Source organism: Dyella sp. M7H15-1, from assembly GCF_004114615.1.
Taxonomy (GTDB): domain Bacteria; phylum Pseudomonadota; class Gammaproteobacteria; order Xanthomonadales; family Rhodanobacteraceae; genus Dyella_B.
This window is the reverse complement of the sequence record NZ_CP035300.1, coordinates 2,982,037-3,001,992: the sequence shown is the minus strand read 5'-3', so window position 1 is coordinate 3,001,992 and position 19,956 is coordinate 2,982,037. Positions and strand designations below refer to the sequence as shown.

At 58.5% G+C, this 19,956-nt stretch carries 15 protein-coding genes; 2 read left to right on the top strand and 13 right to left on the bottom strand.

Annotation, left to right across the window (positions count from 1 at the left end):
- Positions 1-304: 304 nt before the first annotated feature.
- From EO087_RS13790 to EO087_RS13770, 5 genes are all read right to left on the bottom strand, one after another.
- Positions 305-2,704: a TonB-dependent receptor gene (locus EO087_RS13790; RefSeq protein WP_128899371.1), complete on the bottom strand. Its 2,400-nt coding sequence runs from the start codon at positions 2,702-2,704 to the stop codon at positions 305-307.
- A 130-nt stretch (positions 2,705-2,834) separates the two neighbouring features.
- The gene (locus tag EO087_RS13785; protein ID WP_240669063.1) at positions 2,835-3,845 is read right to left on the bottom strand and encodes a FecR family protein; all 1,011 of its coding nucleotides are present in this window, start codon (positions 3,843-3,845) and stop codon (positions 2,835-2,837) included.
- A complete protein-coding gene (locus EO087_RS13780; RefSeq protein ID WP_128899370.1) occupies positions 3,842-4,372 on the bottom strand; it encodes a sigma-70 family RNA polymerase sigma factor in 531 nt (176 codons plus the stop codon). Before EO087_RS13780 ends, EO087_RS13785 begins: the two co-directional genes overlap by 4 nt.
- 14 nt (positions 4,373-4,386) lie before the next feature.
- The gene (locus EO087_RS13775; protein WP_240669209.1) at positions 4,387-5,277 is read right to left on the bottom strand and encodes a DUF535 family protein; all 891 of its coding nucleotides are present in this window, start codon (positions 5,275-5,277) and stop codon (positions 4,387-4,389) included.
- A 291-nt stretch (positions 5,278-5,568) separates the two neighbouring features.
- Complete coding sequence (locus EO087_RS13770; RefSeq protein WP_128899368.1) at positions 5,569-6,150, bottom strand: hypothetical protein; 582 nt, start codon at positions 6,148-6,150, stop codon at positions 5,569-5,571.
- Between the two features lie 32 nt (positions 6,151-6,182).
- Between EO087_RS13770 and metK the strand changes: the two genes are divergently transcribed.
- Complete coding sequence (metK, locus tag EO087_RS13765) at positions 6,183-7,379, top strand: methionine adenosyltransferase (RefSeq protein ID WP_128899367.1); 1,197 nt, start codon at positions 6,183-6,185, stop codon at positions 7,377-7,379.
- Positions 7,380-7,443: 64 nt separating this feature from the next.
- Here metK and EO087_RS13760 read toward each other — a convergent pair whose 3' ends face one another.
- The 4 genes from EO087_RS13760 to EO087_RS13745 all read right to left on the bottom strand — a co-directional run bounded on the left by EO087_RS13760 (position 7,444) and on the right by EO087_RS13745 (position 11,457).
- Entirely contained in the window at positions 7,444-7,962 is a 519-nt protein-coding gene (locus EO087_RS13760) for a hypothetical protein (RefSeq protein WP_164931850.1), read from the bottom strand.
- Between the two features lie 34 nt (positions 7,963-7,996).
- Positions 7,997-9,007, bottom strand: coding sequence for a hypothetical protein (locus EO087_RS13755; protein WP_128899365.1), 1,011 nt, complete (start codon positions 9,005-9,007; stop codon positions 7,997-7,999).
- Entirely contained in the window at positions 9,000-10,187 is a 1,188-nt protein-coding gene (locus EO087_RS13750) for a Fic family protein (protein WP_128899364.1), read from the bottom strand. Before EO087_RS13750 ends, EO087_RS13755 begins: the two co-directional genes overlap by 8 nt.
- Positions 10,188-10,317: 130 nt before the next feature.
- The gene (locus tag EO087_RS13745; RefSeq protein WP_240669062.1) at positions 10,318-11,457 is read right to left on the bottom strand and encodes a D-alanyl-D-alanine carboxypeptidase family protein; all 1,140 of its coding nucleotides are present in this window, start codon (positions 11,455-11,457) and stop codon (positions 10,318-10,320) included.
- A 258-nt stretch (positions 11,458-11,715) separates the two neighbouring features.
- On the opposite strand from EO087_RS13745, the gene EO087_RS13740 reads away from it, so the two are divergent.
- The gene (locus tag EO087_RS13740; protein WP_128899363.1) at positions 11,716-13,593 is read left to right on the top strand and encodes an ATP-binding cassette domain-containing protein; all 1,878 of its coding nucleotides are present in this window, start codon (positions 11,716-11,718) and stop codon (positions 13,591-13,593) included.
- Positions 13,594-13,657: 64 nt separating this feature from the next.
- Here the strand turns inward: EO087_RS13740 and EO087_RS13735 are convergent, their stop codons facing one another.
- From EO087_RS13735 to EO087_RS13720, 4 genes are all read right to left on the bottom strand, one after another.
- Entirely contained in the window at positions 13,658-14,281 is a 624-nt protein-coding gene (locus tag EO087_RS13735) for a TIGR00645 family protein (RefSeq protein WP_128899362.1), read from the bottom strand.
- Positions 14,282-14,348: 67 nt separating this feature from the next.
- A complete protein-coding gene (gene ppc, locus EO087_RS13730; RefSeq protein WP_128899361.1) occupies positions 14,349-17,063 on the bottom strand; it encodes a phosphoenolpyruvate carboxylase in 2,715 nt (904 codons plus the stop codon).
- Positions 17,064-17,137: 74 nt separating this feature from the next.
- Positions 17,138-18,142 carry a MerR family transcriptional regulator gene (locus tag EO087_RS13725; protein ID WP_205744373.1) on the bottom strand — a complete coding sequence of 335 codons (1,005 nt, stop codon included), beginning with the start codon at positions 18,140-18,142 and terminating at the stop codon, positions 17,138-17,140.
- 298 nt (positions 18,143-18,440) lie between these two features.
- On the bottom strand, positions 18,441-19,955 hold the full coding sequence (locus EO087_RS13720) for an efflux transporter outer membrane subunit (RefSeq protein WP_128899359.1): 1,515 nt from the start codon (positions 19,953-19,955) through the stop codon (positions 18,441-18,443).
- Between the last annotated feature and the right edge of the window lies 1 nt (position 19,956).

Sequence of the window (19,956 nt, the reverse complement as noted above, 5' to 3'; positions counted from 1 at the left end):
TTTGATGCGACGTCTTTGTTCGCGCTGTAAACAAATTGAATGTCGGATGCGCCAAGGTGAACGCTCCATTTGTTGGCGGTCGTTTGTTGGCGGTCAACCAAGCGCACACCCTCATTCCTTATTCGCATATCCGCTGACAGTCGCGGAACGCCCGGCGGGCGGTTGAATGGCCTTGCATCCAGATTTCATGTTCGCTTATGGCGAAAAAGGATGTCATCCCACCCTAGTCTGTAGACAGGCCTTTTTTCTTGCGCTTATATCGAACGATAACGATCCACTCCAGTGCATGGGTGGAAGCATGCGGCTAAAAGTCGACCGCGCCACTCAGCAGATACGTGCGGCGATTGCGAAATGGCACAAAGGTTTCGTTGAACTGCGAGCCGTACAGGTTGTGACCAAGCAGATTCTTCACACCCAACGTAACACTCCAACGGGAAGCGCGATAAAACACATTCGCCGCCACGTCAGATTGTCCTGGAATATGGATGTAGGTTGTCGTATCGGACGTCTGTCCTTCCGTACTGCTGCGCGCCAGCACACCGCCCGCAATGCCAAAGCCACGCAGCCAGCCGCTCTGGAAGGTATAGCTAGTCCACAGATTGAGGCGCCGCCGCGACGCGCCAATTGGCAATGAGCCATCATCATTGTGGATGACCGCATGGGTAGCCGCCACACTGACATTCCAGCCCGGCAGGATCTGTCCGTTGAACTCAACCTCGACGCCCTTGTTCGACTGCCCCGGTCCATGACTGTAGTAAAACGGCGGCTGCAACGAAATCAGGTCCGAGCTGTTGTTGAGCATGATACGGTAGGCGGCCACGGTCAGTCGTGCCTTGTTCTGGAACAGGTCGAACTTGGTGCCCAACTCAATCTGACGTGACAACGATGGCGGCAGAGGGTGATTGTCCTTGCCAACGCCCGTATCGGGCTGGAAGCCGTTGGCGACACTGCCATAGATCGCGATATCGGGCGTGGGCCGGTACATGACGCCATAATTCGGCACCCACTGCACTCGGTGCTGGCTCGAGACAATGTCGTCGTTAGGGTCGTAGCTTTGCAACTCATAACCCGTGCGACGCAACGCAACCATCCCTTGCCAATGCATACCTAAGGTCATCTGGTCTTGCAGAAACAGACCTGTTTCCGTAATCCATGGGCTACTTGAAAAGTACCCACTAGCGATATCTTCGGAAGAAGGCGTTGAGATGATCGCTGGCAGAGGCCCACCGGTAAAGATGTTGTATGGCATGCCAAAATCAACGTTGTAACTGCTGCCACCTTGTATGCGCGAATAATCAAAACCAAGCATCACCGAATGCTGCATCCAGCCATGGCCGAACGAGGCCGTCACGTCATTCTGCAAAACATAATACGCATCGGCGGTGTGATAATGCTGCGCAATGGCTGCCACATCACCGGAAGGCTTAATGTCATTCATTGACCAATATTGCGCATCGATGGATTCACGCACGTACTGCGCACGACTATGGAACGACCACATATGATTGAAGCGATGCTCCAGCATGTAATAAAACCGACGCGTCTCAATCGCAGTGTGGTCATCTGGATTATCAAGTCGCACACTAAATGGCGCCGCCGAAGACAACGTATCGTCGAGCAATACAGTGTGATTCGGAATCGGCATGTGATTCATCATCCACGACATGCCGGCGATAAAGGTTGTCTTAGGTGACGACCATCCGATGGATGGCGCGACATAGCGATTGCGCTGGCCGCGCACACCTTGCTGGGTGTGATCGGAGTAGTCACCGTTCATCACCAGGCGATAACTCAATGACCGGCTGGCATTCAAGGCGCCGGCAAGGTCCAGTCCCAACTGCTTTTCGCCATATTCGCCGATTGAAAACGTGAGTTGGCGGATCGACTCGGGTTGCGGTTTTTTCAGCACCACGTCGATCAGACCGCCGAAGTTGTTATTCACAGAGGTGTCGCCGAGCACGGACTCAGGCCCCTTCAATACCTCCACCCGCTCCACGCCGATCATCGGCGGAAAATCACCAATACCCTGGACGTTGTTGGGCATGCCATCCGTCATGCCGTTGCCGGTAATGAAACCACGCACCATGAAAATAGGCAGGCCGCTGGAACCCTCTACATACTGTGCGCCTGCCACATTCTGGATCGCCTCAGCGATGGTCTGAACCTGCTGGGATTGCAGCAATCCTTGCGTGACAATGCCCACCGACTGTGGCACGTCGAGTGGATCGGACATGCTACGCGTCGGACCGCTGCTGACATCGGCCATAAAGCCTTCATCCCTGCCTACCAGGCCGATGGCTTGAATAGGCGGCAACAACGTCGTTGCCGTTATGGTGGAATTCGAGGCCGAGTTGGACTTTGTCCCAGCCAGCATGGCAAAGGGCTTGACGACCACGGTGCGTGCGTCGACAAAGGTAAATGTCATACCCGTGCCTTCAAGCAGCTTGCCCAGGGCAGCTTCGACGCCCAATAGGTCAGTCACTTCGTGCGAGCGCAGTGCATCCACCGTCTGCCCGGCCGTGAGCACCTGCACGTTGGCCTGCTTGCCAAACGCGATCAACGCGGCGGAAAGCGGCTGGGCAGGTATGGCGAAGCGCGTGCCGACCGGTTGCTCTGCTGCATGGACGGGCACCGGCGTGGCGCCACAAACGGCAAACACCAACGTCAGGTAGCCGTAAGCGAGCAGCCAGGCAAATCGGCTCATGATTTATTCAGCGTTGCCTTAACTCCACGCAGGGGGCATTAGTCTGCCATGGAGTGAGGCGCTTTTCACTCCTTATATACAGCCCTCTTGCTTCGCTGACTCGATCCTTTGAGAGCGGGCAGCCATTTGCTCAGCGATGCGAAGATGGGTGCTGTGCGTCGGAAAGAATGACCTGATTGGCGTCCTTGCTCACACGCACAGGGAAGACCTGTGGCAAAGCATTCAACCAGCTATCGATGGCATCCGTACGAATGCTGCCGGTGTAGCTCAGCTTGCCCAGGTCGGCGTCAGCAATATGCAAGGATCGGTGGCTGTAGCGGTTCACATTAGCGATCACTACGGCAAGTGGCTCGTCAATAAACTCCAGGCGATCACTACGCCAGGCCGTGGCTTGCTCAGGCGTGATGCTGCCGACTGTCATGGCCGAGGTGCCAGGATCGTAGGACACCATTTGTCCCGCCTTGACTTCCAAAGTACCGCGCTGGGTTTCGCCCGGTTTCAGGTTCATGTCGGCAATCTCGACATGTCCCTGCGTTACGGCAATGGTGACCTGCTGGCCGGTGCGCCGCACATCGAAAGCCGTACCCATGTCACGCACCGAAATATCGCCGGCGGCTACCACGAATGGACGGCTATGGTCATGCACCACCCGGAAGAAGGCTTCGCCATTCGTCAGTTCGATGTGACGCTGCCCCTTGCTGAACTGGGTGGTCATCGTGGATGCCGCGCCAAGCGCCACCTGCGTGCCATCTGACAAAGTGATGTCCCGATTCTGTCCGATGGCGCTGTTGTACACCTGCGTGCTGACGCCTGGCGCAAGCTGGATCCAGGCGAAATAAACGAGCCCCGAGAAAATCACTGCGACAAACGATGCTGCCGCCACCCGTGGCAGCCAGCGGCGCCGCGGCGCGGCGGCGCTGACAAAGGCGTTGACCAGGCTCTGACGCGAGATGCTGTCGAGCGAACCCAGCCGCGAAGCAAGTTCGTTGATGCGTTCAAACATCTCCAGGTGGCTGGCATCTTCCTGTGTCCAGGCCAACCACTGATCGGTGGTATCACCCGTAGCATCCGGGGCACGCAAACGCACCCACCAGTCTGTGGCGATGTGCAAGGTATCGTCCTGCGTTATCTTTGCCATCATGACATCTCCTTCTCGTCTATCTTCGCGCGGCAATGGGCCAGCGCGTTGGCAACGTGGTAGCGCACCATGCGCTCACTCAGATTCATGGTTTGTGCGACGACTCCAAAGTCGCGCCCTTCAATAACGTGCATCACAAACGCCTGACTGACCTTGGCCGGCAATTCGCGCAACGCGCGCCGAATGCCCGCCACTTGCTCTACCGCCATCGCGTGGTGCACCGGCGTGGATTCACCGACTGGTTCTTCACTTGCCTGCGCCACGGCGAAATCACTGCGCACCTTGCGCTTGCGCAGCCGGTCAATGGCCAGGTTGCCTGCGATCTTGAACAAGTAACCGCGCAAGGAATCAATGTCATCCCGGTTGTCTATGGTCAGAACGCGCAAGTAGGCTTCCTGGGCGACTTCCTGGGCGTCGGAACGCGAATTCAACCGACATTGCAGGAAGGCGACCAGGGCGCGATTATGCTCGCGGAACAGCTTCTCGATCTCGTCCACATGCATAGGCAGCGATACCGTCGTCGTAGCCATAGCGGCTGATGCGCCTAGCTTACCCAAGACGCTTCAACCCGGAGATCCCGCAACGGACGCTTGGCCTTCTGACGCTCCGGTACCTGGAAGTCAGGCAACTTGGGAATAGGTTGTACCAGTGCGTTGATCAGCAATCGCTCGGCCTGCAGGCGGAAAGCTTCGCGCTTGCGGAAGGCAGAGCGATGATTGCTCGGCACTTCCGCCTCACTCTTATGCGTCGGCGTTGACGGCAAGGCATACCAGCCACCCTTGGTCAACTGGCCTTGCTGCTCTTCCCAAAAGGCGTCGTAATCGGAAAAAATCGCACGCCCTTTGCGCCGGAGCGGATGCGCTTCATTGCTGACCCCCATCAGTTGCTTGATACCGTAGTGGTTCGCAAAGGCATAGACCAGCGACAACATCAATTGCTTAGGCCGCATGCCATACATATTGCGCGTCAGTTCGCGAACCAACTCTTTCGCACCTTCGCCTCGCGGACCTTGCAGACAGCCGATCCGGATCGCTGGCTCTTCATCGGATACGGTGAACACGATGCTGTAGAGCGGATCTTCATTGCTATCGCACAACTGCAAGTAAAGCTCACCCTCGCAGCCATTGGAAATCGGTGGCCGCAGGAAAAGAGTCAGAAGGGAGCCATCCTTGGCACTCAGGCATCCCAAACTGGCATAGCCAAAGACATAGATCAGCTCGAACAGGTCGCTTGGAAGCTGTGTCAGTGCAAAACGATAATGCTGCCGCACCTGTTCCACGCGTTCACGCAGACTCGAGTGCACGTTCATATAACGATGGTTATGACGTTCCAACATGCGAGGATCGCGCTGCTGATAAGCCCGCATTTGCGGGTGGGCTGCAACGAAAGATAGAAAGCGCGCATGTCGCAGCGGTACACAAGCGGAACGCAACATGTACTTGAAGGCCATCAAGCCTCGTTTGTGCCATGGACCAACCCAGTCCGAGCGATGGCGGAAGGAAGTCAGCAGATTCTTAAGTGCGCTGCGGACAAAAACGGCGGAAGGCTCTGTTGCGGTGTCACAACTCTTTTCGGGGGAGGACAACGAATTACGGTCAAAGCGCTGCAATTCCGCTGTATAAGCGCCAGAGGAGAGGGAAGCTTCCATACCGATACCGAGGACGCCAGCGGGGGGATGATTGGTTTTGTTCAAGGCATTCGCCCCAAGGGATGTTTGACAGTGCTCCTAAGACGTTTGATGGGCTGGATTTTGAAATGGAGTGGCAGGGCCTGTTTTAGGTGGGCTATTGTGTTGGACGCAGTTGCGCAAGGGTGTCCTTGGCACGCTGCGCTTCGAGGTGCCGACGTCGTCGCGCGGATCAAAGTTAAGTTCGTAGACGTTGCCTGGCACGGTGATGGCGCCGTACGGATCGCGCCGGTTGCCGAGCTGGACGTAGCCTTCCGCCAGATAGACGGCGGCGGGAATGAGGTGGTCGTCGATGAAGGTGGCATCGATGGTGAAGGTCACTAACCCACTCCACGCGGCGACCCGGTTGAGCAGCCAGTCGGGCATGTCGAAGGCGAAGCTGCCGGGGGTGGTGATGGCGAAGTCGCCGACGTCCCACGGGGTGCCGTCGAGCCAGTTGCTGAGTACCAGGTGGACGTAAAGTGGTGACTTACATTGCGGACGCGGGCTGGGCACCCCCCTGGCTTCGGCCGGGCAGTGCCATCCGCGCCTGAATCCAGCCTCACTGTCGTGTGGATACGCCAGACTTGGCGGTGAAAAACCGGGTAGCTGCGTGTATGATTCGCAATCTCCATCTTCCATCTCTTTATCCGTAAAGAAGGATATAAGCCACGATGAGCAATTACCTCTTCACCTCCGAATCGGTCTCCGAAGGTCATCCAGATAAGGTCGCCGACCAGATTTCCGACGCTGTCCTCGACGCGATCATTGCGCAGGATCCGCGCGCGCGCGTGGCCTGCGAAACCATGGTGAAGACCGGCGTGGCGGTTGTCGCCGGCGAAATCACCACCAGTGCCTGGATCGACCTGGAAGCCCTGACCCGCAAGGTCATCGTGGATATCGGCTATGACTCGTCGGAAGTCGGCTTCGACGGTGAGACCTGCGGCGTGCTGAACCTGATCGGCAAGCAGTCCCCCGACATCAACCAGGGCGTGGACCGCAAGAAGCCCGAAGAGCAGGGCGCTGGCGACCAGGGCCTGATGTTCGGCTACGCCACCCATGAAACCAAGGATTTCATGCCAGCGGCGATCTACTACTCGCACCGCCTGGTGGAGCAGCAGGCCAAGGTCCGCAAAAAAAAGAACTCCCCGCTGCCGTGGCTGCGCCCGGATGCCAAGAGCCAGGTCACCCTGCGCTATGAAGACGGTGTGGCAACAGCGATCGACACCGTGGTGCTCTCCACTCAACATGATCAGGATGTAAAGCAGAAGGATCTGGTCGAGGCCGTACGCGAGCACATCCTCAAGCCGGTGCTGCCAGCCAAGCTGCTGCACAAGAACACCAAGTTCCACATCAACCCGACCGGCAAGTTCGTGATCGGCGGCCCAGTGGGCGACTGCGGCCTGACCGGCCGCAAGATCATCGTCGACACCTACGGCGGCTGGGCCCGTCACGGTGGCGGCGCGTTCTCGGGCAAGGATCCGTCCAAGGTGGATCGTTCGGCTGCCTATGCCGCCCGCTACGTGGCCAAGAACATCGTGGCCGCCGGCATCGCCGACCGCTGCGAAGTGCAGGTGAGCTATGCCATCGGTGTGGCCGAGCCCACCTCCATCTCGGTCACGACCTTCGGCACTGGCAAGATCGCTGACGACAAGATCGAAAAGCTGATCCGCAAACACTTCGACCTGCGTCCGTACGGCATCATCAAGATGCTGGACCTGATCCACCCGATGTATCAGCAGACCGCCAGCTACGGTCACTTCGGCCGCACCCCGTATGAAGTGAAGGATCCGGACGGCAAGACCTACACAGCGTTCTCCTGGGAGAAGACCGACAAGGCTGACGCGTTGCGCGCTGACGCTAAGTTGTAAGCCCTTCCAGTTGCGCTTTCACCAAACGGGCCGCCTTGAGCGGTCCGTTTGCGTTTACGCGGGTTCAATGCAGCAGCGTCCCCAGAGGCATCTGCATCTGCCCCCTCGCTTGCCAGTCGATCGGCGGCAACCCAAAACGTTCGCGCACGCGATCCGCGGGCGACCCAATATCTTTGGGGCTCAGGACTAGCGTCCCGCTCAGCCTCTGCGTCAACTCTCTCGCCGAGCATGCCTGGCCGTGGTAAACAGCGCTGGCCACCTCCTCCGCGAACTGATTGAGCGTGCCCAGCACCGAACGTGAATTGCTCGCGGCCAGCTCAAGCGGCCACATCGCCTCTGCCTCTCCGACGGCCGCATCAGCGGGAATGCCGATGTACTGCAAGGCATGAAACAACATTTGCTGAAATCGCTCCGGCATCAATACATAGGGGGCGGCGTCCAAGACCACCCCAAAGCGAGTCGGCTCGCTGACTGCAATCACCAATTGAATACGTGACACTCGAACAAGATTGGCCGTCCATTCACCGAGGCGATTGCGTGGTAATTGAGGATCACTTACGGGAACAGCCTTCATCGCCTTCAAAAGCTTCGCAGTACATCGAAAAGCTGCCATCACCCTATTCGCCGATAACCCTTGTCAACTGCGCCTCCATCGACGAGCCCGCCGTCTTGGCGTCGGTGACCATGGCAAACACACAGCGCCCCTCGCTGGCGGCGGCCCAAACCGAGCCGATATCGCGCTTTTCGCGCGAATCGTTATTGCTTTCCAAATAACCGCCCTTGTATTCCACCGCGCACAAACGTCCATCTTTCAAGCGGGCAATAAAATCGGGATAGAAACGATCTGTCGAAGTCGGCAGCCAAAAGGAGGCCATCGGTTGCCGTTCTAAGTTGCGCACCCAACGTTCCACCGTGGCGGAACTGTCCAGCACAATGGCGCACTGCGTCTCTTCGGCGTCATTGTCACCCTTCAACTCACCCGGCAACGGGTAATAATGCTTTTTGAAGCGATAAGTTCCGTCGTACCACCAGCGCGCTGGATAGTTTGCCGAATCAAACTGAAAAGCCATGCGGCTGTCGATGCGTATACGACTATGACCATCAAGCAGCGATTGTTGAAATGCAGCATGCCGCTCTTGCCTCAGCAGATAAGCGAGTCTCTCTGCCATGACATCTGCCAGCGTCCGCGCATGCCGCATCAGATAAGCCAGCTCGAAACCACGCGCCTGCAATCCGTCCAGCACACGGCCAAGCCAAGCGATCATGTCCGCCTGCAGAATATCGTCGCGGCGCAAGCGGCGATCCAGCGCCCGCAGCAAGTCTTCACGGCGAATGCCATCATCCCCGCTATCGATATCCAGATTGTATTGGGCAGAATCCTCTTCCACCCGCATGCGCCCCCGCTCCACGTCGATCAAATAAGGGCGGACGCTGGACTCTCGCTGAAAGCTTGGAAGATCGACGGGCAAATTTGCTAGCGAAAAATCGGCAAACTCAGCCAATAACTCCGGCTCGTAAAGCATCGAGGCCGGATCACCCACTTGCACCTCGGCTTGCAGCAGCCGGTACCGCACTTTGGCGGCGGCTTTACGGGCCTTGTAATCGCCCAGCCAGTTCAATTCAGGCATGCGTAGTGTTCTCGTCCGTATTGGCGTCGCTTGCAGGGGCCTCAATCGCGCGCAGCACGCCGCGCGCGATATATTGACGTCCCCATTGGCGCCCGCTGTGTTCTTGAATCAATCCGGCTTGTTCCAACTCGCCCAATGCGGCGCGCGCGGTAGGATCAGAAACGCCGAGCAGTTGTTTCACGCGCGCGGTGTTGATATTTGGATTGACAAACAGTTCGTCAACCAATGCCAACGCTTTGGATGCGTGCTGAACTTTGCGACGCATCTGCTCGCGCAAGTCCATCAACTCGCGTGCCTGGGTCGCGGCGCGGCGTGCGCTCCATTGCACACCGTTAAGAAAATAATGCAGCCAACCCACCCAGTCCCCTTGCGTGCGAATGCGCTGCAAGCATGTGTAATAAGCATCGCGTTGACGTTCGATGTACTCCGACAGGTAAAGCAGTGGCTGGCTTAGCCGTTCGCGCTCGATGAGAAACAAGGTGATGAGCAAGCGGCCGATGCGTCCATTCCCATCCAGAAAGGGATGGATGGCTTCGAAGTGCTCGTGGATCAAGGCGCATTGCACCAGCTCAGGCAAGGTGTCTCGCTGGTGCAGGAAACTCTCCCATGACTCCAATGCCTGTTTCATTTCCACGGGAGGCGGTGGAACATAGGTAGCGGTAGCGAGCGTGCTGCCGGGTGGGCCGATCCAGTTCTGGCTGCGGCGAAATTCACCGGGTGAAGCTTGTTCGCCGCGCACACCGTCCATCAGCTTCTCGTGCAGCTCGCGCACCAGCCTTAGCGACAGCGGCAATGTATCCAGCCGTTGGATGCCGTATTCCAGCGCCGATACGTAGTTGCGGACTTCCAGCACATCGTTCACTGGGGCCTGTGGATGTTGGCCTGCCTCGTCGGCAAGCAGATCTTCCAGCGTGGCCTGGGTACCTTCGATGCGCGAGGACAGCACGGCTTCACGACGCAGATAGGGCGCGATCAGCAGATGCGGGTTCGGCAGTTGGCGCCCCAGGCCGGATAGCTCGCTAAGCGCCGTATCGGCGCGGGACAAAGCCAGCGCTAGAGGATCGCCAAAACCGAAGGCAGGCAAGTCTGGCGGCAAGGGGGCGGGATGAAAGGCTGGGTAGCCTTGCGGCGTGCGCACCACTGTTCCAGCCTGAGGGGCCTGAAAATCCGTGGCATCCATTGCGTTGGTATTCCCCCGATACGTCTGGATAGTCGGGGAACACTGTAGCTAGCATTGAAAGAAAAAACAAATTTTCTTTCAATGCGCCAGAAGCTTCGAAAGAGGGCTTTCAAAGAGGGCGTCCCCGCCCTTATTCGTGCTTGTCCTGCGACGCCGCTAGCATCACCGGCTTCTTGGCCTTGCGGTCGCGATGCGCCAGGCGAGTGGTGCCCTGGCTGGATTTGGCTTTGGTCCTGGGCTTGCCCGACTTGCTGACCTGCGGGCAGGTCTTGCCGCGATGCGGCTTGCAGCTGGGTGCTGTTGAAGCATGAGCCCGGCGGTGCGTCAGCGGCGCATCCTCGGCATCCGCCGTTTCGATCGGCGAGAGGGCTGCCAGCACGCGGCGCGTCGAGCCACCTACGCCGGCCTGAGCCACCAGGGCGTCGGGGGTGGGACGATGATCGAAACCATCATCCAGCAGGCGGGCCATCAGGTTGTCGCGAGCACGGGCCGAACGACCGCCCAGCATCACCGCAAACAAGCGGTGGCCATCACGAACAGCGGTCGAGGCGAGATTGAAGCCAGAGGCATCGGTAAAGCCCGTCTTCAGGCCATCCATGCCCGGGTAGCGATCCATCAGATTGTTGTGACCACGGATGAGTTGACCACGGAACACGAATTCCTTGGTCGCGAAGTAATGGGTGTACTGCGGGAAATCCTTGTAGAGCGCCATGGCCAGCTTGACCATGTCACGCGCCGAGGTCCGGTTGTCCGGATCGGGCAGACCATTAGCGTTGGCGAAATGGCTGGAAGACATGCCGAGCAGTGCCGCTTGGGCATTCATCATGTCGGCAAACTTGCTCTCGGAGCCGCCGCCCAGGCTTTCGGCCACCACGGTCGCGGCATCATTGGCCGACTTGGTCACCATGCCCAGGATGCAATCGTTGACCGAGATGGTCTGGCCAGCGCGCAGGTCCAGTTTGGTCGGCGCACGGGAAGCCGCCCAGGTTGATACGGATAGTTCCTGATCCACCTTCAGCTTGCCGTTTTGCAACGCCTGGAAGGTGAGGTACAGCGTCATCATCTTGGTGAGCGAGGCGGGATAGTTCTGCTCGTCGGCATTCACCGCGCTCAGCACCTCGCCGGTGACCGGGTCGATCACGATGGCGGCATAACCGGCATGGGCCACGCCGTTAAAAGCGCCCAAGCCAAGCACAAACATCACCGCAAATAGGCCCATGAGGCGGCCCAGTGACTGTCGTGGCTGTATACGCTTGACAATATTCACCATGACCTCCTCACGTTCAAAAACGCGCTCTATCCCGCGCCATGCAACCTTAATGCATAGTCACCACAATTTCCAGAGGAAATACTTTAATCGGCCATGCTAAGTACATGTTTTTGTAAATTTTAACGCCATCAGAAACGCAAAATATTGTTACGCATCCGTGACGGTGGCCTGCATTATTTATCGACACAATGCTCTGCGTGCGCCTTTAGCGCAGGCCCGAATAGCGGCTTTCGACGGGCCAACCGGTAGAATGAAACGATGTCCCTGATCCAACTTCAGCGCGTCGACTTCAGCATCGGCGGCCCCCTTCTGCTCGAACATGTCGACCTCTCCATCGAGGCGAACGAGCGCGTGTGCATCGTCGGTCGCAACGGCGAAGGCAAATCCACCCTGATGAGGCTGATCGCCGGCGAACTGCACGCCGACGATGGCGAAGTGCGTGTGCAAGGCGGCGTTGTCGTTGCACGTATGGCGCAAGAGGTGCCGCAGGCAACATCCGGCAGTGTGTTCGATGTGGTCGCCGACGGTCTCGGCGATCTCGGCCACTTGCTTGCGCGCTATCACCATCTGCTGGCGGAAGGTGATCTTGAAGCGCTGGGTGACGTGCAGAACAAAATCGAAGCACAGCACGGCTGGGATCTGGATCGCCGCGTCAGCGAAGTCCTCACCAAGCTGGAACTGCCGGCCGACACCGATTTCGCCGCCCTCTCCGGCGGCATGAAGCGCCGTGTGCTGCTGGCCCAGGCACTGGTGCGCAAGCCGGATGTATTGCTGCTGGACGAGCCGACCAACCATCTCGATATCGAAGCGATTGACTGGCTGGAAGGTTTCCTCAAGCCATTCGAAGGCAGCATCGTTTTCATCACGCACGACCGCAGTTTCCTGCGCGCATTGGCAACACGCATTGTCGAAATTGATCGCGGTCAGCTCACCAGTTGGCCCGGCGATTACGACAACTACCTACGCCGACGCGAAGAGCGCCTGCACGCCGAAGCACAAGCCAATGCGTTGTTTGACCGAAAATTGGCGCAAGAAGAAGTGTGGATACGCCAGGGCATCAAGGCACGCCGCACCCGTAATGAGGGCCGCGTGCGCGCATTGAAAGTCATGCGCCGCGAACGCGCCGAGCGCCGTGAGCTGGGTGGCAATGCCAAGATGGCGCTTGCCAGCGCGCAGGCCTCCGGCAAAAAAGTGATCGAATTGCAGTATGTCCACCAAGCCTATGACGGTCGCGTGCTGATCGACGATCTCATCACCACCATCATGCGTGGCGATCGCGTGGGCATCATCGGCCCCAATGGCGCCGGCAAGAGCACGCTGCTCAAGATCCTGCTCGGCGAACTCAAGCCGCAGCGCGGTGTGGTCACTTTGGGCACCGGATTGCAGATCGCCTATTTCGATCAGCATCGCGCCCAGCTCAACGATGCACTGAATGCACTGGACAACGTCGCTGAAGGTCGCGAATACATCGAGCTCAACGGCCAGCGCAAGCACATCATAGGCTACCTGCAGGATTTCCTGTTCTCGCCCGAGCGTGCACGCGCACCGATCACGCGACTTTCCGGCGGTGAGCGCAATCGCCTGTTGCTAGCCAAACTGTTCGCGCAACCTTCCAATCTGCTGGTGATGGACGAACCGACCAATGATCTTGATGTCGAGACGTTGGAACTGCTGGAAGAGCTGTTGACCGAGTACAAAGGTACTTTGTTGCTGGTTTCGCACGATCGCGAATTTCTCGACAACGTGGTATCGAGCACCTTGGTGCTGGAAGGCGAAGGCAAGGTCGGCGAATACGTAGGCGGCTATAGCGATTGGCTGCGGCAGAAACCGATGGAGCGTCATGCTACCGAAATCGTCACGCCTGTCGCTGTCACGTCGAAGGTGGCAACCGTGGCTGCCGACATCAGCGAAAAGTCGAAGCGCAAACTCAGCTACAAAGATTCACGCGAACTGGAGCAACTGCCAGCACGTATCGAGCAACTGGAAGCCGATGTCGCCGCGCGTGTCGAAGCGATGAATGATCCGTCGTTCTATCAGCAGGACAGCGCGGCGATTCAGCGGGCAAATGATGACCTGACGAAAGTGCAAGCCGAGCTGGATACGGCTTATGCACGCTGGACTGAGCTGGAAGGCTGAGCACAAGCCCTGCCCTTCCCCTGCCTGGCAACTATCTTCTGGTCACACTTGCGTGAGCGCGAGCTCAATGTGGGTTATTCGCGCTCGCAACGTGCGAATGCATCAAGCGATCCGTCCACGCAATACCCATCGCGGAGAGGATGAAGGCAATGTGGATGATGGTTTGCCACATCACGCCCGCCTGTGTAAGCGTGGCACACTTGAGCATGGCTCCAGTGCCATCGCTCTGCGCCATAGTGGCCAACATCTCCGGTGAGCAGAACGGCAAGCCTTCAAGTGCGCCGGCCGCGATAAAGGTCTTGAGCAGGTGAATGGATGAAATACCGATGATCGCCATCGCCAGCTTCACCTTCAGCACGGATGCATTCACGTGCGACAACCATTCGGGTTGGTCCGGGTGATTCTCAAGACCGAGGCGCGAGACGAATGTCTCGTAACCGCCAACGATGACCATGATCAGCAGGTTGGAAATCATCACCACGTCGATCAGACCCAGCACGATCAGCATGATGTCCTGCTCACCGAGCGTCGGCGCCTCGTGGATAAGATGCCATAACTCTTTGGCAAACAGGTACACGTAGACGCATTGCGCAACGATCAAACCGACGTAAAGCGGCAACTGCAACCAGCGCGAACCGAAGATGAGAATCGGCAGCGAGCCGAGGCGAGGCTGATGGGGCTGTTCCATAAGTGGTTATTCCTGGAAATTTCCATCAGCCTAGCGGCTCCGCGAGAACGCAATCAAGACACTGGCATCAGCCCGTGTTCTGCAAACCTTGTGCCACGCCATTGACACAAGCCACCAATGCACGCAGCAGATGTTCATCGCTGCGATCCGCTGCGCGCCAGCGCTGCAACAAGTCGACCTGCATCAGGCTCATGGGATCCACGTACGGGTTGCGCAGGCGGATCGACAGAGACAGCCGTGGATCATCGCGCAAGAGATCCTCGCTGCCCTTCAAGCGCAGCAACCAATACCGGGTGCGGTTGAATTCGTCACGGATCATCGTGAAGAACGTGTCATGAAGTGGACCAGACAATTTTGAAAAGGCTTCGGCAATATCCAGATCGCACTTAGCCAACACCATTTCCACGTCATCGAGCAGGTTGGCAAAGAACGGCCAATCACGCGCCATTTCAATCCATACAGCTTCGCCATGCCTTGCCACAGCCTGTTCGAGCGCAGCACCGAGGCCATACCAGCCGGTGATGATCGACCGGCATTGGGTCCAGGCAAATACCCACGGAATGGCGCGCAGATCCTCCACGCCGCGCATGCTGCGCCGACGTGATGGGCGCGATCCTAAGGCCATCTGCTCGATCACGTCGATAGGTGTCGCGGCACGAAAATAATCGACGAAACCATCGCGATCGACCAGCTCGCGATAGGCACGACGACTGTCCGCGGCGAGCGTCGCCATGCGCTCGCGCCAACTCCCTTCGCATGGCTCATCTTCACGCGGACGCAAACTGGCTCGCAGCACCGCACTCACTGTTTGCTCCAGATTGCGCAAAGCCAGGGCACGAATGCCGTACTTGCGGTGGATCACCTCGCCTTGCTCAGTCACACGCAGCACACCGCCCACCGAGCCACGCGGGGACGACATCAGTGCAGGCGTAATACGCGCGCCACCGCGACTGGCTGAACCGCCGCGACCGTGAAAGAACGCCAGCCGAATGCCCGCCTGTTGTGCCACCTCCAGCAATTCCATCTGGGCACGTTGCAGTCCCCAGCGCGAAGCGAGCGTGCCGCCATCTTTGCCGCTGTCCGAGTAGCCCAGCATCACCCATTGACGATCATCGCGTGCACGAAGATGCGCACGATAGACCGGATCATCCAGCAAAGCGCACAATGTCGCTGGCGCGTTTTTCAGATCATCCACGGTTTCGAACAGAGGTGCGATATCCATGGGAACTTCGCCACCGGTGTTGTTGACGACAAAGCCTCCGTGCCTGGCTAACGCAAGCACTGCCAGGACGTCGGCCGCCGAGCGCGCCATGCTGATGATGTAAAGACCGATGGCATCTTTGCCATAGCGCCCGCGTGATTCATGCAGCGTAGCAAAAACAGCGCGCAATGATTCGGCTTGCGCATCATCGACCCGAGCCAAGGTTTGCTCGCCGCTGGCATAAGACCGCAATGTCGCAATGCGGTCGGCGGGTTGGCGCTGCGTCCACATTTCATCGTGCAACAAGGCGCCCAATGCATCGTCGTGTACGCGCGAATCCTGCCTGACATCCAGCCGCGCCATGTGAAAGCCGAAGGTGCGTATACGCCAAATCAGACGACGCACGGCATAGTCGCCGGCATTCAAGCCACGGTGACCGATCAGGCTATGCACGATCAGCAGCAAGTCGTCGAGCAATTCCTCGGCAGAGGCATAACCCTCTGCATGCCCCTCTTCCAGTGTGGCTTGGATTCGTGCGCGCATGAGTGTCAACAAACAGCGGTAAGGCATGTCTGCGTGGCGTGGACGAATGGTTGCTGCTGCGCGTGGAAATTGTTCGCGATAGCGCTCAAGCCGTTGCAGCAGCGCCGGATCAAAGTCCACGCGGTCGTCTGTCTGGCTGAGCAAGCGTGAGAGTGCATCGATGTCCGCGACGTAGTGCTCAAGCACGTGCGCGCGCTGCGTGGCCAGGCTGCTGGCAATGGTTTCGGCACCCACATTGGGATTGCCATCCATGTCACCACCGACCCAGGTGGCAAAACTGAGCAGGCACGGTAGCGGTACCGCTACGCCATAAACTGCTTGCAAGGCATCGGCCAGCGCTTCATAGAAAGCGGGCACGATGCGATATATGGGGTTAGCCAGATAGAAGCCGACGTGATGATGCTCATCCTGCACGCTCGGGCGAATCGGCGATGCTTCGGCCGTCTGCCATCCCGCCGAGAGCGCCATGAAGATACGATCGTCGTCCTCCTTGCGTTCCTGCGGCGTGCGGGTGGGGTCGAAGTTGTCGACCAACGCGCGCACGATCGCTTGTTCCTTTTCCAGCAGGGAACGACGCATCGCTTCAGTGGGGTGCGCCGTGAAGACCGGCTCAACGTTGAGCTTGAAAAGCCACTTTAGCAATTCATCCACGCCCACGCCTTGCTCTTTCAGGCGTTGCAATACGTCGAGCAACGATTCGGGCTGCGGCTTGCCGCCTTCGCGCTGATAGTCACGGCGACGGCGGATACGGTGCACACGCTCAGCGGTGTTCACTGCCTGGAAGTAAGTCGCAAAGGCGCGGGCGAGCGCTTCGGCTGCTTCAGCATCCAGCCCCGCCAGCGATTCAGCCAGATCATCGACCGCGCGGCCCTCGCGCCGGCGGCGAATGGATGCCATCCGCACTTGCTCCACCCGCTGATAGAAGCTGTCGCCACCTTGCTCGGCCAACATGCGCCCCACCATAGCGCCGAGGCGATGCACATCCTCGCGTAGCGGTTCATCGTGGGGCAGGAATTCAAGATCGCGACTGGCTTCCATGGAGCCTCCAATGAGTCGATTACTTAGCCTAACCGTCATTGCCAGCATTGAAGACATAACGGAATCAGGTGCTGTCAAAGGGCCTGGGGACGTCGTGCGATCCGTGCTCGCACTTCCGGGGATGCCAGACACGTCGCAACGGCTTCGTAGTTCGGTGCGCCGGGGAAAGGCAACACACGGCTGGGAGGACTATGATTGGCAGGACAAAGGATGATTGTTTCGTCCGACCCAATCGCCGTTAGGTCCAGGATCGATGAAGAACGTGTCATTAAAAATAGCGGCCGTCCTCCAGTTTTCGCGCGGCGCCGAAGGTGCGCCATCAAAGCTTCCTGCGTAGTCTGTTCGAGATCCTGTTCTACCATCTCGACAACTAAGACCGCAGGCCCTTCCGCTTCTAAGCCAGTGAGCAAGGCGATCAGGGCTTCGGACTCTATCGCTCCTTCGCCGGCGAGCCATTCCAAATCGTGATCGACACGCGACTTGAGAGCCGAATCGGCTTTCAATAATGCCTTCGATACAGCACATCCGTTGTCTAGCCGCTCCAGCCCCAAGAAAGCTGCGTTAGGCAGAGTCTCTGCAAAACGACGAGCCAGCCGAGTCTTTCCGCTGCCAAGCGAGCCGATGATGTAGTTCAGTGGGCGAACGTCGCGAACCTCGAACCACTCCCCACCCCAAGGCCACGGAAGCTCAAACGCGGCGCTGATTTCTGGGAAGCGGTCCAGCAATTTAGTCAATTCGCCATCGCATGGCATCTGGCCTTGAGCAAGGCCAGCCCGTATGCCGCGAATTTTGTCCAGCTTCCGGATTAACTCATGAATTTCATCGTCGAGTGCCATTTCGTGGGATGCCAAAGCATCATTTAGGCTTTCGGAGTCTCCGTCCAATACGCGTGCAACCTGAATCAGGCTCAGCCCGAGCGTGCGCAGAGCCACAATCTCGGCGGCACGGACCATATCGCGAGGCCCATACACCCGATATCCTGCCGCTGTCCGGCCAGGATTTACCATGCCACGTTGTTCATATAGTCGCAGGGCTTTGATCGACACGCCGAGCTGTCTGGCTGCTTCGGAAACGTTCACACACGAACGAGCTGAACACATAATTACCCTCTTGGGCGTTGACTTAGGTGCAGCTAGCATGGAGGCGGCCCCAAGGGCTGAGTCAACCGGGCTGAACAAATCCCGCAACACCCTGAATCATCATAGCTCTCCGTCTTGGTCCTAAAAAAGGCCAATGCTGTCTTTGGCGGGATCGCAGCTTGTTGGCGCTGCACGACCTCAAACATGGTTTCGTAGCGCGCCGGGGCCGGGCCGAAACCGGCCGCATGGTGCAGCCGCTCAGCTGCTTCGCAGCCGCGGACTTCAACCGGACCCGCATCTACTTTGTCGTGAAGCCAGTGGATGCCGCAACATCCTGGCGATTCCACCAACCTCCGCCTACGGCCTGGAACAAGGCAATCGTGTCGGAGTAGCGGGCAGCGCGTGCCTGGATCAAGGCCAGCTCGGACTGACGATAGGTGACCTGCGCCGCCAGCAAGACCACCATGCTGATGTCGCCTACCACATACTGACGTTGCGCGATCTGAAGACTGCGGGCAGCAGCCTGTTCGGCGCGCGAATTGGCAACCAACGCATCCGCATCGGCCCGCACCGCGTGCATCGAATCCGCCATGTCCTGCAAAGCTGACATGACCGTGCTGCGGTATTGCTCGGCCACCTGTCGGTAGGTGGCTTCCGCGGCCCGCTGACGATGTTTGAGCGTGCCGCCACTGAAGATCGGCATCGTGATCGCCGCACCGATGTTCCAGAAGCTGGTGCCGTGGCCGAACAGGGTGCGCATCTGATCCGCCGCACTGCCGCCGTTGGCGATGATGTTGATGTTCGGCAGGCGTGCCGCAAAAGCAACGCCAACCTGCGCACAGGCAGCATGCATATTCGCTTCGGCCATACGCACGTCAGGGCGTTGCTCCACCAGGCGAGCTGGCAGGCTCATTGGCAGATCCTGGGGCAATTGCAGGCCATCAAGCTCGAAATGCGCCGGCACATCCTGATCTGGCGTGCGGCCAGCGAGCATGGCCAGCAGACCGCGTTGCTGGGCGAGCTGCTTCTGCAGCGGCGGTAAGCTCGCGCGCGTCTGCTCCAGGGTCACTTCCTGCGCGGCGATATTGCTCTCACCCATATCGCCCAATGTCAATTGCCTGCGGTTGGTATCGAGGATTTTCTGCTGGCTGTCGATCATGTCCCGTGTGGCCGCGATCTGCTCACGCAACGCAGCTTCCGTTACCGCCGCATTGACCACGCTGGTCGTCAAGGTGAGATAGGTCGCTTCGAGCTGGAAGCGCTGCGCATCGGCTTGCGCCACCAACGATTCCACCGAACGTCGATTCGCCCCCCAAAGGTCAGGGCTATACGAAATGCTCCCTTGCGTCGTCGTGAGGTTGTATAGCTTGGCATTGGACACGACCCCGCTGGCGATCACCGAGCCCGTCTTTTGTCGCGTAGGGTCAATGCTTGCACTGACCTGCGGGAAAAACTGGCCCTGCTGGGCACGCACGTTCTCCATCGCCGCCTGCAACGCCTGCTGAGCTGCAGCCACGTCGGGGTTGTGCTTGATGGAATCGTCGATCAACGCATTCAGCGGCTTGGAATGGAACAGCGTCCACCATTGGCCGGGAATGTCCATGTCGCGTACGAATTGTTGTGCGCCGCCATCGGGGCCAACCGTGGCCGACGTAGCCACCGGCGTGGCAATCGGCGCGTAGTCCTGACTGTCGGGCGCTGTCGGCCGGTGGAAATCCGGGCCAATCGCGCAAGCGCCAAGCGTCAGGGCGATACCAATAGTCAGCAAACTGCGACCGGCGCGCTGCAATACAAGTGTCTGGGTCACGGGCATG

What these genes read in the sequence shown, in the direction of transcription:
- EO087_RS13770 (WP_128899368.1), bottom strand. Translation starts at nt 6,150, where the DNA reads ATGGAAGATGGAGATTGCGAATCATACACGCAGCTACCCGGTTTTTCA.
- EO087_RS13720 (WP_128899359.1), bottom strand. Translation starts at nt 19,955, where the DNA reads ATGCCCGTGACCCAGACACTTGTATTGCAGCGCGCCGGTCGCAGTTTG.
- metK (WP_128899367.1), top strand. Translation starts at nt 6,183, where the DNA reads ATGAGCAATTACCTCTTCACCTCCGAATCGGTCTCCGAAGGTCATCCA.
- EO087_RS13735 (WP_128899362.1), bottom strand. Translation starts at nt 14,281, where the DNA reads ATGGAACAGCCCCATCAGCCTCGCCTCGGCTCGCTGCCGATTCTCATC.
- EO087_RS13790 (WP_128899371.1), bottom strand. Translation starts at nt 2,704, where the DNA reads ATGAGCCGATTTGCCTGGCTGCTCGCTTACGGCTACCTGACGTTGGTG.
- EO087_RS13755 (WP_128899365.1), bottom strand. Translation starts at nt 9,007, where the DNA reads ATGCCTGAATTGAACTGGCTGGGCGATTACAAGGCCCGTAAAGCCGCC.
- EO087_RS13780 (WP_128899370.1), bottom strand. Translation starts at nt 4,372, where the DNA reads ATGGCTACGACGACGGTATCGCTGCCTATGCATGTGGACGAGATCGAG.
- ppc (WP_128899361.1), bottom strand. Translation starts at nt 17,063, where the DNA reads ATGGAAGCCAGTCGCGATCTTGAATTCCTGCCCCACGATGAACCGCTA.
- EO087_RS13740 (WP_128899363.1), top strand. Translation starts at nt 11,716, where the DNA reads ATGTCCCTGATCCAACTTCAGCGCGTCGACTTCAGCATCGGCGGCCCC.
- EO087_RS13785 (WP_240669063.1), bottom strand. Translation starts at nt 3,845, where the DNA reads ATGATGGCAAAGATAACGCAGGACGATACCTTGCACATCGCCACAGAC.
- EO087_RS13750 (WP_128899364.1), bottom strand. Translation starts at nt 10,187, where the DNA reads ATGGATGCCACGGATTTTCAGGCCCCTCAGGCTGGAACAGTGGTGCGC.
- EO087_RS13775 (WP_240669209.1), bottom strand. Translation starts at nt 5,277, where the DNA reads ATGTTGCGTTCCGCTTGTGTACCGCTGCGACATGCGCGCTTTCTATCT.
- EO087_RS13745 (WP_240669062.1), bottom strand. Translation starts at nt 11,457, where the DNA reads ATGGTGAATATTGTCAAGCGTATACAGCCACGACAGTCACTGGGCCGC.